The sequence below is a fragment of the Mesorhizobium sp. CA4 genome, assembly GCF_020165075.1.
Classification (GTDB): domain Bacteria; phylum Pseudomonadota; class Alphaproteobacteria; order Rhizobiales; family Rhizobiaceae; genus Mesorhizobium.
In genome coordinates this window covers 82,614-98,090 of sequence record NZ_JAIUHK010000013.1, presented here as the reverse complement: position 1 = coordinate 98,090, position 15,477 = coordinate 82,614, and the positions used below count along the sequence as shown (strand labels likewise).

14 protein-coding genes and 1 riboswitch are annotated in these 15,477 nt (G+C 63.4%); all 14 genes read left to right on the top strand.

Annotated features, from left to right (window positions below):
* The first annotated feature begins 8 nt into the window (after positions 1–8).
* Positions 9–1,241 carry a hypothetical protein gene (locus LB528_RS13305; RefSeq protein ID WP_224715222.1) on the top strand — a complete coding sequence of 411 codons (1,233 nt, stop codon included), beginning with the start codon at positions 9–11 and terminating at the stop codon, positions 1,239–1,241.
* Positions 1,238–1,996, top strand: coding sequence for an FkbM family methyltransferase (locus LB528_RS13300; protein ID WP_224715221.1), 759 nt, complete (start codon positions 1,238–1,240; stop codon positions 1,994–1,996). Before LB528_RS13305 ends, LB528_RS13300 begins: the two co-directional genes overlap by 4 nt.
* Before the next feature lie 689 nt (positions 1,997–2,685).
* A riboswitch (TPP riboswitch) is annotated at positions 2,686–2,801 on the top strand.
* 105 nt (positions 2,802–2,906) lie between these two features.
* Positions 2,907–4,751, top strand: a complete 1,845-nt coding sequence (gene thiC / locus LB528_RS13295; RefSeq protein WP_224715220.1) for a phosphomethylpyrimidine synthase ThiC — start codon at positions 2,907–2,909, stop codon at positions 4,749–4,751.
* 3 nt (positions 4,752–4,754) lie between these two features.
* Positions 4,755–5,762, top strand: coding sequence for a glycine oxidase ThiO (thiO, locus tag LB528_RS13290; protein ID WP_224715219.1), 1,008 nt, complete (start codon positions 4,755–4,757; stop codon positions 5,760–5,762).
* Positions 5,731–5,928: a sulfur carrier protein ThiS gene (gene thiS, locus LB528_RS13285; protein ID WP_224715218.1), complete on the top strand. Its 198-nt coding sequence runs from the start codon at positions 5,731–5,733 to the stop codon at positions 5,926–5,928. Before thiO ends, thiS begins: the two co-directional genes overlap by 32 nt.
* 2 nt (positions 5,929–5,930) lie before the next feature.
* Entirely contained in the window at positions 5,931–6,704 is a 774-nt protein-coding gene (locus LB528_RS13280) for a thiazole synthase (protein WP_224715217.1), read from the top strand.
* Positions 6,701–7,306, top strand: a complete 606-nt coding sequence (locus LB528_RS13275; protein WP_224715216.1) for a thiamine phosphate synthase — start codon at positions 6,701–6,703, stop codon at positions 7,304–7,306. The genes LB528_RS13280 and LB528_RS13275 overlap by 4 nt, the downstream gene beginning before the upstream one ends.
* Positions 7,297–8,076, top strand: a complete 780-nt coding sequence (locus tag LB528_RS13270) for a hydroxymethylpyrimidine/phosphomethylpyrimidine kinase (protein WP_224715215.1) — start codon at positions 7,297–7,299, stop codon at positions 8,074–8,076. Before LB528_RS13275 ends, LB528_RS13270 begins: the two co-directional genes overlap by 10 nt.
* Positions 8,077–8,223: 147 nt before the next feature.
* Positions 8,224–10,785: an FAD-dependent oxidoreductase gene (locus LB528_RS13265; RefSeq protein WP_224715214.1), complete on the top strand. Its 2,562-nt coding sequence runs from the start codon at positions 8,224–8,226 to the stop codon at positions 10,783–10,785.
* Between the two features lie 130 nt (positions 10,786–10,915).
* Positions 10,916–11,857 (top strand): phosphoribosylaminoimidazolesuccinocarboxamide synthase, encoded by a 942-nt coding sequence (locus tag LB528_RS13260; RefSeq protein WP_224511043.1) that lies wholly within the window; start codon positions 10,916–10,918, stop codon positions 11,855–11,857.
* A 78-nt stretch (positions 11,858–11,935) separates the two neighbouring features.
* On the top strand, positions 11,936–12,781 hold the full coding sequence (locus tag LB528_RS13255) for a DUF1194 domain-containing protein (protein ID WP_224511045.1): 846 nt from the start codon (positions 11,936–11,938) through the stop codon (positions 12,779–12,781).
* Between the two features lie 112 nt (positions 12,782–12,893).
* Positions 12,894–13,844: an ABC transporter substrate-binding protein gene (locus LB528_RS13250; protein ID WP_224511047.1), complete on the top strand. Its 951-nt coding sequence runs from the start codon at positions 12,894–12,896 to the stop codon at positions 13,842–13,844.
* 61 nt (positions 13,845–13,905) lie between these two features.
* Entirely contained in the window at positions 13,906–14,682 is a 777-nt protein-coding gene (locus LB528_RS13245) for an ABC transporter permease (protein ID WP_411962156.1), read from the top strand.
* A complete protein-coding gene (locus tag LB528_RS13240; protein ID WP_224715213.1) occupies positions 14,679–15,470 on the top strand; it encodes an ABC transporter ATP-binding protein in 792 nt (263 codons plus the stop codon). Before LB528_RS13245 ends, LB528_RS13240 begins: the two co-directional genes overlap by 4 nt.
* The last annotated feature ends 7 nt before the right edge of the window (positions 15,471–15,477 follow it).

Sequence of the window (15,477 nt, the reverse complement as noted above, 5' to 3'; positions counted from 1 at the left end):
CGCTGAGGATGCTGACCAGGCCGTCCGCGCCAACCAATCCGCTGGAACGCTTGACCGGTGCCGGCCTGGCATGGGGCGAGGGGGCTTACGCGAAATGGGCAGCATCGATCGGGGCGATCGCCTTCTCGCTCTATGTCCTGCTCACCGCCGCGACCGCCTGGTTCATGCCCGACGCAAACTGGGACATGCTGCCCTATCTGGGGATCGCCGAGGAGGGCACCTATCCGGATGCGCAGGCGCTGCATGACTATGCCTACAGCACGGTGAAGGCTGGCGTGCCGGCGGGTGAATACAAGACGCTGACGGACGATGGCGGTGGCTTCCGCAGTCATATGGCGCAGAATGCCGCCGACTTCCATTCGCTGCTCGGCATGTACCGGATCAAGTTCCTCTATGCCGAAATACTTTCCGGCCTCAGCCATGTCGTCTCGCCGGTCGAGGCGATGCGGCTGGTGCAAGTGTTCTCGGTGCTGCTGTTCGGCGCCATCACGCTCGCCTGGCTGCGCGAGGAAGGCGCGCTGGCGCTGGCGCCGGTCGTCGGCGCCGTGCTGATCATGGCTGAGTTCGGCGATGCGGCGCGGGCCTCGACGCCGGACCTTCTGTGCTCGGCGCTGTTCCTCGGCGGTGTCTTCGCCTATGTGCGCAAGCGCGAGGCGGCGACGGCGGCCCTGCTCTTCCTCGCTTTCATGGCCAGGCCAGACAACATCGTCTTCCTCGCCATCTTCGCCGTGCTGCTTATCGCTTTCCGCGAGAGGGCATGGGGCGCGCTGGCAGGCTTCGCCGCCTCCTTCATCGCCTATTTCGCCATTTCGCATTGGGCGCAGCATCCCGGCTGGTGGCCGCATCTTTGGTTCTCCAGCATCGAGCAGCATTACAATATGGATGGGTTCGAGCCGCCGTTTTCGCTGACGGCCTACCTCAAGGCCCTCGCCGCCTCGGTGGTGCGTGCCATAAACCTCAACAGCTGGGTCGGCGTATCGGTCCTGGCACTGGCCGGATGGTACAGCTTGAGCCGCGCCGGTTTCCGGCTCGACCGCCGCGCCGGCATCCTGCTGGCGGCGCTGGAGCTCGGCGCGCTGGCGAAATTCGCCGTCTTCCCGATCCACGACACCCGCATCTATTTCCCCAATCTTCTGCCGCCCTTCCTGCTGCTGGCAGCGCCGCTGATCGCTCTCTGGGCGGCGGCAAGCCAGGGCGGCGGCCGTGCTGCGCTGCAGGTCATTCCCGGAGGCAAGTCATGAACTCTGTGTCCAGCTTTGCGCGCGTTCTGCTGTCGCTAGGTCTTCCGGCAGGCCTGCTCGATCGCGGGCCGGCGTTGCACGGCACGAAGTTCCTGGCCAAGGCGGCGCTCCGGGCACGTTTCGGCGGCGGTGGCCGGCCGTTCCAGATGGTCAATGTCGGCGCCTGCGACGGCGCGCTCTTCGACGACGTGACGCCCTGGCTGCACCGCATCCCCGGGGCGCGCGCGATGCTGGTCGAGCCGATCCCGTATAATCAGAAGCGGCTGCGCGCTAATTACCCGGATGCCAGCCGCTTCATCATAGAGCCGGTGGCGGTGACAAGGACCAAGGGCACGATCACGGTCCATACCTTCGATGCCGCGGCGCTCGAGGCCGGCACGTTGCCGATCGAGTTCATCGGCTGCTCATCGGTCACCGACACCAATCTGATGTCGGGCAAGAACGCCTGGGGCGAGGTTGACGCCAACTTCAACAGGTTCGCGCCGCATCTGAAGGACATCGAGGTGCCGTCAGAGACCTTGCAGACGCTGCTCGACCGCAACGGTATCACCCACGTAGACGCGTTCCTGGTCGACTGCGAAGGCGCCGACTGGATGGTGTTCGACCAGCTCGACCTTGAGCGCTACCGCCCCGGCATGATCAAGATCGAGGTCGGCGCGCTTCCGGCCGCCGAGATCGGCCAGGTCGTTGTCAAGCTGAAGACCGCCGGCTACCAGGTCGGCTTCCAGGCCGAAGATATCTGGGCCTTCGTCTAGCCTGCATCACCACCAATCGCTGCAACGGCAATCGAACCCAATTGCCGTCCGGGCCAATTCGCGCATTCGCGAGGCGCGTCTCCTCAAGAAGCCCTGACGGGCGTCCGACCTCAGTCGCATCGAATTGACTCGAAGCTGACCTTTTTCCGGGTGTATCTTTTTCAAGTCGTCCGCAACGGGGTAGAGGCAGGCGGACATTGGAAGCGGTATGCTTCCGCCCATATATGGGGAGGCAGGCATGTTGTCGTGCGGGGTGGCGGATTCCGACGAACTCCCAATCCTCACAAAAGCTCTCAACGATTACTGCGCAAAATATCGAATTGTTCGCGAGAATGAGCGCGAAGAGATAGCCATGAAGGTCATGTGGCTTTTCAGGCGGGGCGTAATTGACCCCGACCAGCTTTCGGAAGAACTTGGGCGGGGTAGGCTGGGATAGGCAACCCCGGCCTTACTGGGCGGCCCGGCCAGAAATCCTGTGTCACCTTGATAAGCTGGTCGGACCGCTCATGTTCCTGCGCATCATGCGATCCCTTTTTTGTAAGAGCCGCGCACCGTCGGCTGCTCTGCTTCTTTCGCTTCGATAAGCGCAACGATGTCCGCGATCCCCCATAGCTTGTCAGTCACGCCAGCGTGACCCACTACCCGGGCCGGACGTGCTTGACAAAACGGCGTCGGCTCGCTCAACTTCAGCCATTCACCAGGGGAGTCCCGGCAAGGGGCTGAGATACTGCTGGCTTTGCGGCGCAGTGACCCGTTGAACCTGATCCAGTTCATACTGGCGTAGGGACGGTGCAAGCGCTTTTGCGGGACTTGGTGCCCGTAGACCTGTCTCAAGCAGGCAGGCAAAGGCGTCTTTTCATCCTTCCGGCACAGAACTGGGTCTCCAATGCAACGAGCAAAGGAGCCTCAAATGAATGCCTTGACACCCACCGTATCGACCGGGCCATTGCCGGCGTCGCGAAAAATCCACAAGAACGGCATCATCCATCCGCAGATCAGGGTGCCGATGCGCGAGATCAGCGTGCACCCGACAGCCGGGGAACCGCCGGTGACGGTCTACGATCCGTCAGGCCCCTATACCGACCCCGCGATCGAGACGGATATCGAAAAGGGTCTTGCCCGTCTTCGGCAGGACTGGATCGCCGCGCGCGGCGATGTCGAAGCCTATGACGGCCGCCACGTCAGGCCCGAGGACAACGGATTTGCGACGGGCGAACGGCTGACGCCTGAATTTCCAGTCCGCAATCGTCCGGTGCGGGCAAAAGCCGGCAAGGCGGTGACACAGCTTGCCTATGCGCGCGCCGGCATAATCACGCCTGAGATGGAATTCGTGGCCATCCGCGAGAACCTTGGCCGCGAGATGCTGCGAAGCAGGTTGCAACAGGATGGGGAAGCGTTCGGCGCATCGATACCGGACTTCGTCACGCCGGAATTCGTGCGCGACGAGGTGGCGCGGGGCCGCGCGATCATCCCCGCCAACATCAACCATCCCGAGAGCGAGCCGATGATCATCGGCCGCAATTTTCTGGTGAAAATCAACGCCAATATCGGCAACTCCGCCGTCACCTCGTCGATGGCCGAAGAGGTCGAAAAGATGGTCTGGGCGATCCGCTGGGGCGCCGATACCGTGATGGACCTCTCGACCGGCCGCAACATCCACAACATCCGCGAATGGATCGTACGCAACGCGCCGGTGCCGATCGGCACCGTGCCGCTCTACCAGGCGCTCGAGAAGGTGGGCGGCATCGCCGAGGATCTGAGTTGGGAGGTCTATCGCGACACACTGATCGAGCAGGCCGAGCAGGGGGTCGACTATTTCACCATCCACGCCGGCGTGCGGCTGCATTACATCCCGCTGACCGTCGACCGGGTCACCGGCATCGTTTCTCGGGGCGGCTCGATCATGGCCAAATGGTGCCTGCACCATCATCGCGAGAGCTTCCTCTATGAGCATTTCGATGAGATCTGCGATATCGCCAGGGCCTATGACGTTTCCTTCTCGCTCGGCGACGGCCTACGCCCCGGCTCGATCGCGGATGCCAACGACAAAGCGCAATTCGCCGAGCTGGAGACGCTCGGCGAATTGACCAAAATCGCCTGGGCGAAAGACTGCCAGGTGATGATCGAGGGTCCCGGCCATGTTCCCATGCACAAAATCAAGCAGAACATGGACAAGCAGCTTGCCGTCTGCGGCGAGGCGCCGTTCTACACGCTCGGGCCGCTGACCACGGACATCGCACCGGGCTACGATCACATCACCTCCGGCATCGGCGCCGCCATGATCGGCTGGTTCGGTACGGCGATGCTTTGCTACGTCACGCCGAAGGAACATCTTGGCTTGCCGGACCGCAACGACGTTAAGACCGGCGTGATCACCTACAAGATCGCCGCTCATGCCGCAGACCTTGCCAAGGGTCATCCGGCCGCGAAGGTCCGCGACGACGCGCTGTCGCGGGCGCGGTTCGAGTTCCGCTGGGAAGACCAGTTCAACCTGTCGCTCGATCCCGAGACGGCGCGCTCGTTCCACGACGAAACGTTGCCCAAGGAGGCGCATAAGGTCGCGCATTTCTGCTCGATGTGCGGGCCGAGATTCTGCTCCATGCGCATCTCCCACGACATTCGCGCGGAAGCGCAAAAGGAGGGGATGGCGGCGATGGCGGAGAAATATCGTGCCGGCGGCGATCTCTATATGCTGGTCGAAACGCCCGGAGCGGAAGAACAGGCTTCGGCGCAGGATGATCGGGGCGCGCGCTGAGTCATGCGCCGGGTCCTTGTCAAAGGCGCCGGTGTGGCAGGCCTCACCGTCGCCTATGAATTAGCCGCACGGGGTGCGTCTGTCACCGTTGCCGAAATTCGCAGCCAGATAGGCGGCAAGGCCTCCTGGCTTGCCGGCGGCATGCTGGCCCCCTGGTGCGAGCGCGAAAGTGCCGAAGAGGCGGTTGTCACTCTCGGCAAAACTTCGGCCGAGTGGTGGGAAAGGACACTGCCCGGGCTCGTGACGAAGGCCGGCACTCTCGTCGTCGCCCATGCGCGGGACACCTTGGAGCTTGCCCGCTTTGCGGCTCGCACGCATAACCATCAGGCCGTCGATGAAGAGGCGATTGCCGCGCTTGAACCCGACCTTGCCGGCCGATTCCGCAAGGGCCTGTTTTTTGCCGGCGAAGCTCATCTCGATCCCCGCCGGGTCCTCGAAGCGCTGGGCTGCAAATTGCGCGCAATGGGAGTCGTCTTCCTCTTCGGGGCGGGCGATATCGCCCCTTCCGCCTTTGATCGGGTGATCGATTGCACGGGCATGGCGCGGGCCGACGACGATTTGCGCGGTGTGCGCGGCGAAATGCTGATCCTCCACACGCGCGAGGTCTCGCTCGCCCGGCCCGTGCGTCTCCTCCATCCGCGTCACCCGATCTACATCGTGCCGCGGGCCGATCATCACTTCATGGTCGGCGCGACCATGATCGAAAGTGATCATGATGGGCCGATCACCGCCCGTTCGCTCATGGAGCTCCTCAACGCAGCCTACGCACTTCATCCGGCGTTCGGTGAGGCCGAAATCGTCGAGACAGGGGTGGGCGTTCGCCCGGCCTATCCCGACAATCTGCCACGAGTGAAACGGCAGAAGGGCGGCGCGATCACGGTAAACGGCCTCTACCGGCACGGTTTCCTGCTTTCACCGGCCATGGCGGAGCAGGCTGCCGGCCTTCTCTTCAATTCAACCACCGAGCTAGAGTCTGAAAATGAAGCTGATCGTCAACGGCGAAGCGCTTGAGGCCAGGGCGGCGACGCTCGACGCCCTTTTGAAGGAGCTCGACTATGAGGGCAACTGGCTGGCCATCGCGCTCAACGGCGATGTCGTGCCCGCGGCCAACCGGGCGGAATTTCGATTGGCCGATGGCGACCGGATCGAAATCCTTTCGCCCATGCAAGGAGGCTAGCCATGTTCGATCTCCTCGGAACGAAGCTTGCCTCACGGCTGCTCCTCGGCACCGCCCAATATCCATCGCCGGCCATACTGGCCGAAGCGGTCAAGGGGTCGGGCACCTCGGTGGTGACGGTCTCGCTGCGCCGGGAAATGGCTGGCGGCAGGGGTGGCCAACAATTCTGGTCGCTGGTCAACTCGCTCGGCGTGAGGATCCTGCCCAACACCGCCGGCTGTCACTCCGTCAAGGAAGCCGTCACGACCGCGAAGATGGCGCGCGAGGTTTTTGGCACGTCCTGGATCAAGCTGGAGGTCATCGGCAACCATGACACGCTTCAGCCGGACGTGTTCGGCTTGGTCGAAGCCGCCCGCATCCTGTGCGAGGACGGTTTCATGGTGTTCCCCTACACCACTGACGACCTTGTGGTCGCCGAGCGGCTGCTTGAGTCGGGCTGCAAGGTTCTGATGCCGTGGTGCGCGCCGATCGGTTCGGCGCTGGGACCGGTCAACATCATGGCGCTGCGCTCGATGCGCGAGCATTTCCCCGATGTTCCATTGATCGTCGATGCCGGGCTCGGACGGCCGTCGCATGCGGCAACCGTGATGGAGCTCGGCTTCGACGCCGTGCTTCTCAACACGGCGGTCGCCAAGGCTGCCGATCCGGTCGGAATGGCGCGCGCTTTCAGCAAAGCGGTCGATGCCGGCCGCGAAGCGTATGGTTCGGGCCTGCTCGATCCGCGCGACGTCGCCGTGCCGTCAACGCCTATGATCGGCAGGGCGGTTTTCTCATGAAGTTCGATCCCTTCTACCTGATTGTCGACAGCGCCGCCTGGATCGAGCGGCTGGTGCCGCTCGGCGTCAGGCTGGTGCAGCTCCGCATCAAGGACATGGACGAGGACGGGCTGCGCATGGAGATCCGCAAGGCAAAGGCCTTGTGCGCTCGACACCATTGCCAGCTTGTCATCAACGATCATTGGCGCCTGGCGATCGAGGAGGGCTGCGACTTCGTCCATCTCGGTCAGGAGGATCTGCAAACTGCCGATCTTCGGGCGATACAGGCCGCCGGCGTCAGGCTCGGACTGAGCACGCATGATGGTGCCGAGCTGGAAACGGCTGTTGCGGCGAAGCCCCACTACGTTGCGCTCGGCCCGATCTATCCCACCATCCTGAAGCAGATGAAATGGGCTCCGCAGGGGCTGGAACGGGTCCGAGCATGGAAGGAACGGATCGCGCCTCTGCCACTGGTCGCTATCGGCGGCCTCAACCCCGGGCGGCTCGATGGTGTTTTCGAAGCCGGCGCCGACAGTGCGGCGGTGGTCACGGACATAACTTTGAATTCCGATCCCGAAGCGCGCACCAGAGAATGGATCGAAAAGACGGATCAATGGCGCTGAACCGGGACCCGCATGTGCTTGTTGTCGGCGGATCGGATTCCAGCGGGGGCGCCGGGATTGCGCGCGACATCGAGACGATCTCCTCGATCGGCCTGCGGACCTGTCTTGCCGTTACCGCGGTGACGGTGCAGACACACCAATCCGTTACGGCAGTCCGCCATATTCAGCCCGGCCTGGTCGCCGATCAGATGCGCGCAGCGCTGCGCGCCAACAAAGTGCTGGCGATAAAGATGGGCATGCTTTCAACGGCACGCGTTGTCGAGGCGGTTGCCGCCGTGCTGCGCGAAAATCCGCAGATACCGGCGGTTCTCGACCCGGTGCTGGCTTCCTCGTCGGGCAGGCAATTGCTGGAACCGGAGGCGATCGGGGCATTGAAGCGCGACCTCATGCCGCTTTGCCGTCTCATGACGCCGAATCTTGTCGAGATGGCGATGCTGACCGGATCGGATTTGGTTTCGGACGACGACGATGCGCTGCGGCAGGGAAGGCAATTGCTTGCGGAAGGACTGCACGCGCTGCTCATCAAAGGCGGCCATGCAGCGGGGCCCAGATCGACGGATGTCCTGTTGGAAGGCGGACAAGAGCCTGTGCGCCTCGATATGCCCAGGCTTGCCGGATCGATGCGCGGGACCGGCTGCATGCTGGCGAGCGCGATCGCCGCGTATCTGGCCGGTGCGAAGCCGCTCGAGGACAGCGTGCGCGAAGGCAAGCGGCTCGTCTTCGAGGAATTCCTGCGATGTACCCAGCACGAAGCCAGTCCCGGCGCATGAGGAATTCCTCACCCTGTAACAGCCCGAGCCAGGCGCGTTCGGCTGTCAGGGTCGCTCGGCATTTTTCTAATGTCGCAAACAGGCTTCAATCACCCTACCGCTCCGCCCTATAGTCCCGCCCGCTTTATCCCTTTGGAGTCGCGGGCAATGGCAGAGTTTCCGAAAAAGGCGAAGGCCGTCATCGTCGGTCTGGGCGGTATTGTCGGCGCGTCCGTCGCCCATCACCTGATCGAGCGCGGTTGGGAGGATATCGTCGGCATCGACAAGTCGGGTATCCCGACCGATATCGGTTCGACGGCACACGCCTCGGACTTCTGCTACACGACCAGCCACGATTTCCTGTCGTGCTGGACGACGCTCTACTCGATCGATTTCTACGAGAAGATGGGCCACTACGCCCGCGTCGGTGGCCTTGAGGTCGCTCGCGTCGGCGACGACGCCCGCATGGACGAGATCAAGCGCAAGATCGCCTCGGCAAAATCCTTCGGCACCCGCGCGCGGCTGATCGAGCCGGCCGAGATCAAGGAAAAGTTCCCGCTGATCGAGGAGCATCTGGTGCAAGGCGGCCTCTGGGACCCCGACGCCGGCCTCGTCATCCCGCGCTCGCAGACGGTCGCCGGCAAGCTGGTCGACCAAGGGGTTGCCGCGGGCAAGCTGCAGGCTTTCGCGAACACCTCGGCCAAGGAACTGGTCGTCGAGAACGGCCGCATCAAGGGCGTGGTGACCGAGCGCGGCACGATCGAGGCCGATTATGTCGTGGTCTGTACCGGCATCTGGGGCCGGCTCACCGCGGCGCTGGTCGGCGAGGACCTGCCGGTCATGCCGATCGATCATCCGCTGACGTTCTTTGGCCCCTACAACGAGTTTGCCGGCACCGGCAAGGAGATCGGCTGGCCGCTGCTGCGCGACCAGGGCAACTCGGCCTATATGCGCGACACCGGCGACCCGAAGACCGCCGAGGGCGGTCAGATCGAATGGGGCTATTACGAGGAGACTAATCCGCGCCTGTGCCACCCGCGCGATCTTCTGGAAAAAGACCAGGCGCGGCTGTCGCCCTCGCAGCGCGACCTCGACATGGAGCAGATCATGGCGCCGCTGGAGCGCGCCATGGAACTGACGCCGATTCTCGGCGAACTCGGCTACAATGAAGGCCATTCCTTCAACGGCCTGTTGCAGGTGACCACCGACGGCGGCCCGTCCATTGGCGAAAGCCAGAAGGTGAGGGGGCTGTGGTACGCCGTCGCCATCTGGGTCAAGGACGGCCCGGGCATGGGCAAGTTGATCGCCGACTGGATGACCGACGGCCGCACGTCGATCGACCATCACGCGATCGACTATTCGCGCTTCTATCCGCACCAGATGCAGGAACAATTCATCTGGGATCGCTGCACCGAGACGGCGATGAAGGTGTACAATCCGGCGGTGCATCCGCGCGAACCCTTCTCCAAGGGCCGCAATGTCCGCCGCTCGCCGTTCTATGAGCGCGAGAAGGAGCTCGGCGGCTATTTCATGGAACTGGGCGGCTGGGAGCGCGCTCATGGCTACGCGGCCAACGAGCATCTGCTGGAGAAGTATGGCAACCGCGTGCCGGTGCGCGAGAACGAGTGGGACAACCGCCATTTCTGGCGCGTCTCCAATGCCGAGCATCTGGCGATGAGCGAAGACTGCGGCATCGTCAACCTCTCGCATTTCTCCATGTACGACGTCGAAGGGCCCGACCATGTCGCGCTACTCGAGTGGCTGTGCGCGGCCAAGATCGGCGGCGACAACAATATCGGCAAGGGCATCTACACCCATTTCCTCGACGAGGAGGGCATGGTGCGCGCCGACTTCACGGTGATCCGCATGGCCGATCGCTGCCGGGTTATCGACGGCGCCGACGCCGGCCCGCGCGACTTCCGCTACATGCAGCGCACCGCGCAGGACAAAGGTTTCGATGCCACCGTCACCGATGTGACGGAGAAATACGTCACCATCGGTATCTGGGGACCGAATGCGCGCACGACCCTGCAGAAGGTGGTCGAGGATCCGAACGGGCTGACGCCGGAGAATTTCCCCTTCGCCGCGATCAAGCCGATCAAGATCGGCGGCAAGGACGTCACTGCGTTCCGCATCTCCTATGTCGGCGAACAGGGCTGGGAACTGCATATGCGCTACGAGGATGGGCTGGCCGTCTGGGACGCGCTGCGCTCCACCGGCGTCATGCCGTTCGGCGTCGAGACCTACGCCAACACGCGCCGCATGGAAAAGAGCCTCAGGCTGCAGAACGCCGATCTCTTGACCGAGTACAACCTTATCGAGGCCGACCTCGCCCGTCCGAAGGTCAAGGAGAACGATTTCTGCGGCAAGGCCAAGCACCTGGAATATCGTGCCCGCGCGCATCAGCCGGCGATGCTGTGCACGCTGGTGATGACTGAGAACACCGATTCCAAGGGCGTCGCGCGCTATCCGGTCGGCACCATGCCGGTGCAGGATCCCGCGACCGGCGAGACGCTGGTCGACGAGCTCGGCCGCCGCTCCTTCACCACTTCGGTCGCCTACGGCCCAACCATCGGCAAGAATATCGCGCTTGCCTATCTGCCCTGGGCCTTCTGCCAGGAAGGCCGCAAGCTGCAGGTCGAGTATTTTGGTGAGACCTATCCGGTCAAGGTGGCCGGTGTCGGTTACAAGCCGCTCTACGACCCGGAGAACCTCAAGCCAAGGAGCTGACGACCGGCGATAGCGGCAACTGATCGGAAAAGCCTTGGCGTTGCTCGGAAGGCCTTCGTGCTTGGCTTGATGTACAGGCGGCCAGCGGCTTATGTGGCCCGATCAGAAGCCCGCGAAAGCTACGTGTCCCATGCGCATCCTCTCCGACGCTTTCATTCCCGAACTGCCCAATCGCTACAATGGCAAGGTGCGCGAAAATTACGATCTGCCGGACGGGCGCCGCATCATCATCGCCACCGATCGTCTGAGCGCGTTCGACACGATCCTGGCCTCGATCCCATTCAAGGGGCAGGTCCTCACGCAGACGGCGCGCTACTGGTTCGAGGAAACCGCCGACATCTGCCCCAACCATGTGCTGGAATATCCCGACCCCAATGTCGTCGTCGGCAGGCGGCTCGACATGCTGCCGGTCGAGATCGTGGTGCGCGGCTATCTGGCGGGGACCACCAGCACCTCGATCCTGACCAAATACAGGAAGGGCGAACGGAGCTTCTACGGTCACACCTTTCCCGATGGGCTGCGCGACAATGAAAAGCTGCCCCAAGCGATCATCACCCCGACCAGCAAGGCCGCCAGCGGCGGCCATGACGAGCCGCTGTCGGAGGCCGAGATCATCGAACAGCGGCTGCTTACGCAGGCGCAGTGGGACACCGTATCGCGTTATGCGCTGCAACTGTTCGCTCGCGGCCAGCAGCGCGCCGCCGAGCGCGGCCTGATCCTGGCCGACACCAAATATGAATTCGGCACCGCGCCGGACGGCGCCATCGTACTTGCGGACGAAATCCACACGCCTGACAGCAGCCGCTACTGGATCGCGCAGAGCTATAACGAGGCGTTCGCAAGCGGCGGGCGGCCGCAGAGTTTCGACAAGGATTTCGTCCGCTCATGGGTGTCAGCGCGGTGCGATCCCTACAACGATCCGATCCCGCAAATTCCGGACGAGATCGTCAACCAGGCCTCGGCGATCTACATCCAGGCCTATGAAGCGATCACGGGCGCCAAATTCGTGCCCGACCTTTCGGGAGATACGGTGCTGGAGCGCATCCGTTCGAATCTCGCGCGATATTTTTAAAAGATCCACGCCGGCGGAAATCCAACGCCGGGAAATTCCCGGCTTTTGCGCGCGGCGATTTTCGCCTAACCTTCCTCCATGTCCGCCTATGCCCGCGCAAGGCATATCGTCTCAGCCGGTGCCGCCGCCCTGGCGCTGGCGCTTTGGCTGACGCCGGCAGCTTCTCCCGCCGAACCGGTCGATGTCGAGCTGGTGCTGGCGGTCGATGTCTCGCTTTCGATGTCGCCGGCCGAGCTGGAGATCCAGCGTCACGGCTACGCCGCGGCGCTGACGCATGACAACGTGCTGAAGGCCATCGCCGACGGCGCCTATGGCAAGATCGCTGTCACCTATGTCGAATGGGCGGGCACGACCTGGCAGCGCGTCATCGTGCCGTGGACGGTGATCGCCAATCGCGACGATGCCGAGAAGGTGGTGGCGCATCTCAATGCCCGGCCGCCGGACAGCGCCCGGCGGACCTCGATCTCCGGCGCGCTGAGCTTCGGCAGCGATCTGTTCGCCGAGAGCGGTTTCCAGGGTACGAAGCGGGTCATCGACGTTTCCGGCGACGGGCCCAACAACCAGGGCGCGCCGGTCAATCTCACGCGCGACGAGGTGGTCAAGCAAGGCATCACCATCAACGGGCTGCCGTTGATGACGCGTGGCGGGTTCAGCGGCGCCTTCGACGTCGAAAATCTCGACCGCTATTACAGCGACTGCGTCATCGGCGGACCAGGCGCCTTCATGATCCCAGTCAATGACTGGACGCAGTTTCCCGAAGCGATCCGCCGCAAGCTGGTGCTGGAGCTTGCCGGCCCGGCTTCACCGCAATGGGCGGCCGAAGAGGCAGCGCACCCGCCGGTCGTACTCGCCGACGACGGGCCGGCAGCAGACTGCCTGGTGGGCGAGAAGATGTGGCGCAACCGCGGCTGGGGCACGCCGTGAGCAATCGAGAAGCCCCTCAAGGAGAACCATCGTCCGGTGCGGCTTCTGCTTCATTGACAAGCCTTTTGGGGTCTGTGAGACAATTCGGGCTCACCATAAAAGGGGAACCACAATGAAAAGAACCTCCATTTTCGCGGCGGCGCTGACCGCGGCCGCCGTGCTTAGCGCGCCGGCGATGGCGGCGACGTCGTTGACCATCGGCATCAGCGGCTGGACCGGTTTCGCGCCGCTGACTTTGGCCAAGCAGGCCGGGCTTTTCGAAAAGCACGGGCTCGACGTCACGCTCAAGAAAGTGCCGCAGGCGAGCCGTCCACTGGCCATCGCAAGCGGTGACCTGCAATGCGCGGCGACCACCGTCGAGACCTGGATGGTGTGGAACGCCAGCGGCGTCACCACTAAGCAGATTTTCCAGCTCGACAAATCCTACGGCGCCGACGGCATCGTCGTGCGCAACGACATCAAGAGCGTCGCCGATCTCAAGGGCAAGAACGTCGCTTCGTCCGCGCCTGGAACCTCGCCCTATTTCCTGCTTGCCTGGGTGCTGAATAAGAACGGCATGTCGACCAAGGACGTCACCATCGTCAACCTGGAGCCGGATGCGGCGGCGCAAGCCTTTCTCGCCGGCCAAAACGATGCCGCAGTCACTTACGAGCCCTTCATCTCCGCCGTGCGCGACAAGGCCGACCAGGGCCACATCCTGGCGACCACGCTCGATTATCCGATGGTGATGGATACGGTCGGCTGCACGCCGGACTTCCTTAAGGCCAATCCCGATGCCGCCAAGGCCCTCGCCGACAGCTATTTCGACGCGCTCGACATGATCAAGAAGGATCCGCAGAAATCCTATGAGATCATGGGCGCCGACGTGAAGCAGTCGGCCAAGGAGTTCGAGGCTTCGGCCAAGTATCTGAAATGGGCCGACAAGGCGGAGAACAAGCAGTTCTTCACCAAGGAGTTCCAGGACTTCTCCAAAACGGCCGCCGAGCTCCTGCTGCAGATGGGGCTGATCAAGGAAGCGCCCGACGTGACGACGCTCGCCGACACCAGCGCGGTCGCCAACTGATCGCGCATCGCCGGATCGGTGGCGCCCGGCCGCCGATCCCTCCTCTCATGGACTTTTCCTGATGCTGCGTCCCTTGCATCCCGTTGCGCCGGGCACGCGAACCGCGCTCGGCATCGCCTTCTTTGTGCTGTTCGTCGCGTTCTGGGCGTGGATCACGCTAGGCGGCCACGTGAACCGGATCTTTCTCGCCGATCCGCTGTCGATGCTGAAGGACGGCTGGCGGCTGCTCGTCGAAGACCGGTTCTGGCTCGATATCCTGATCACGATCTGGCGCGTCTTCGGCGGCTTCGTGCTTGCGTCGATCTTCGCGGTGCCGATCGGCATCGCTATGGGCGCCTGGAAGCCGGTCGAAGCCTTCCTCGAACCGTTCGTTTCCTTTGCGCGCTACCTGCCGGCGTCGGCATTCATTCCGCTGCTCATCCTGTGGGCCGGCATCGGCGAACTCGAAAAGCTCCTGGTTATCTTTGTCGGCTCGGTGTTCCAGATCATCCTGATCGTCGCGGTCAAGGTCGGCAGCACGAGGCGGGACTTGGTCGAGGCAGCCTATACGCTGGGTGCGACCGACAACGGCATCGTCAAGCGCGTCATCATGCCGGCCAACGCGCCGGAGATCGCCGAAACGCTGCGGCTGGTGCTGGGCTGGGCCTGGACTTATGTGATCGTCGCCGAGCTGATCGGCTCGTCGTCAGGCATCGGCTACATGATCATCAACAGCCAGTCGCGGTTGGCGACGGGGCAGATCATCTTCGGCATCATCGTCATCGGGCTGATCGGGCTTCTGTCCGATTTTGCCTTCAAGGCGCTCAACCGCTGGCTCTATCCTTGGAGCCTGGCATGAGCAAGCTTCTGATCGAGCGCGTCTCGCGGACCTTTGCCGGGGTCGGGGGCGGGCAACCGGTGCAGGCGCTGCAGCCAGTAGACCTCGCGGTCGCGGCCAATGACTTCATCACCATCCTCGGGCCATCCGGCTGCGGAAAGTCGACACTGCTCAGGATCGTCGCGGGACTGGAGGCGCCGAGTACCGGCCGCGTGCTGCTCGACGGTAAGGCGGTCACAAGGCCGGGCCCGGACCGCGGCATGGTGTTCCAGTCCTACACCCTGTTTCCCTGGCTCACGGTTGCCGAAAACATCGGTTTCGGCCTGCGCGAGCAAGGCCGGCCCGAGCGCGAGCGCAACGAGATCGTCGCCTCTTATATCGATCTCGTCGGTCTGAGGGGTTTCGAGAACCATTGGCCCAAGCAGCTGTCGGGCGGCATGCAGCAGCGCACGGCGATCGCGCGGGCACTGGCCAACGATCCCGAAATCCTGCTGCTCGACGAACCGTTCGGCGCGCTGGACAACCAGACGCGCGGGCTGATGCAGGAACTGCTGCTCGGCATCTGGGAGCGGCGCAAGAAGACCGTGCTGTTCGTCACCCACGACATCGAGGAGGCGATCTTCATGGCGTCGCGGGTGATCGTGATGAGCGCCCGGCCCGGCCGCATCAAATCGGACGTGCCGGTCGACCTGCCGCATCCGCGCTACTACACGCTGAAGACCAGCCCGGAATTCTCCGCGCTGAAGGCGCAACTCACCGAAGACATCCGCATCGAGGCGATGCGGACAGCGCAGACGCAGTCCGCCTAGACGACTG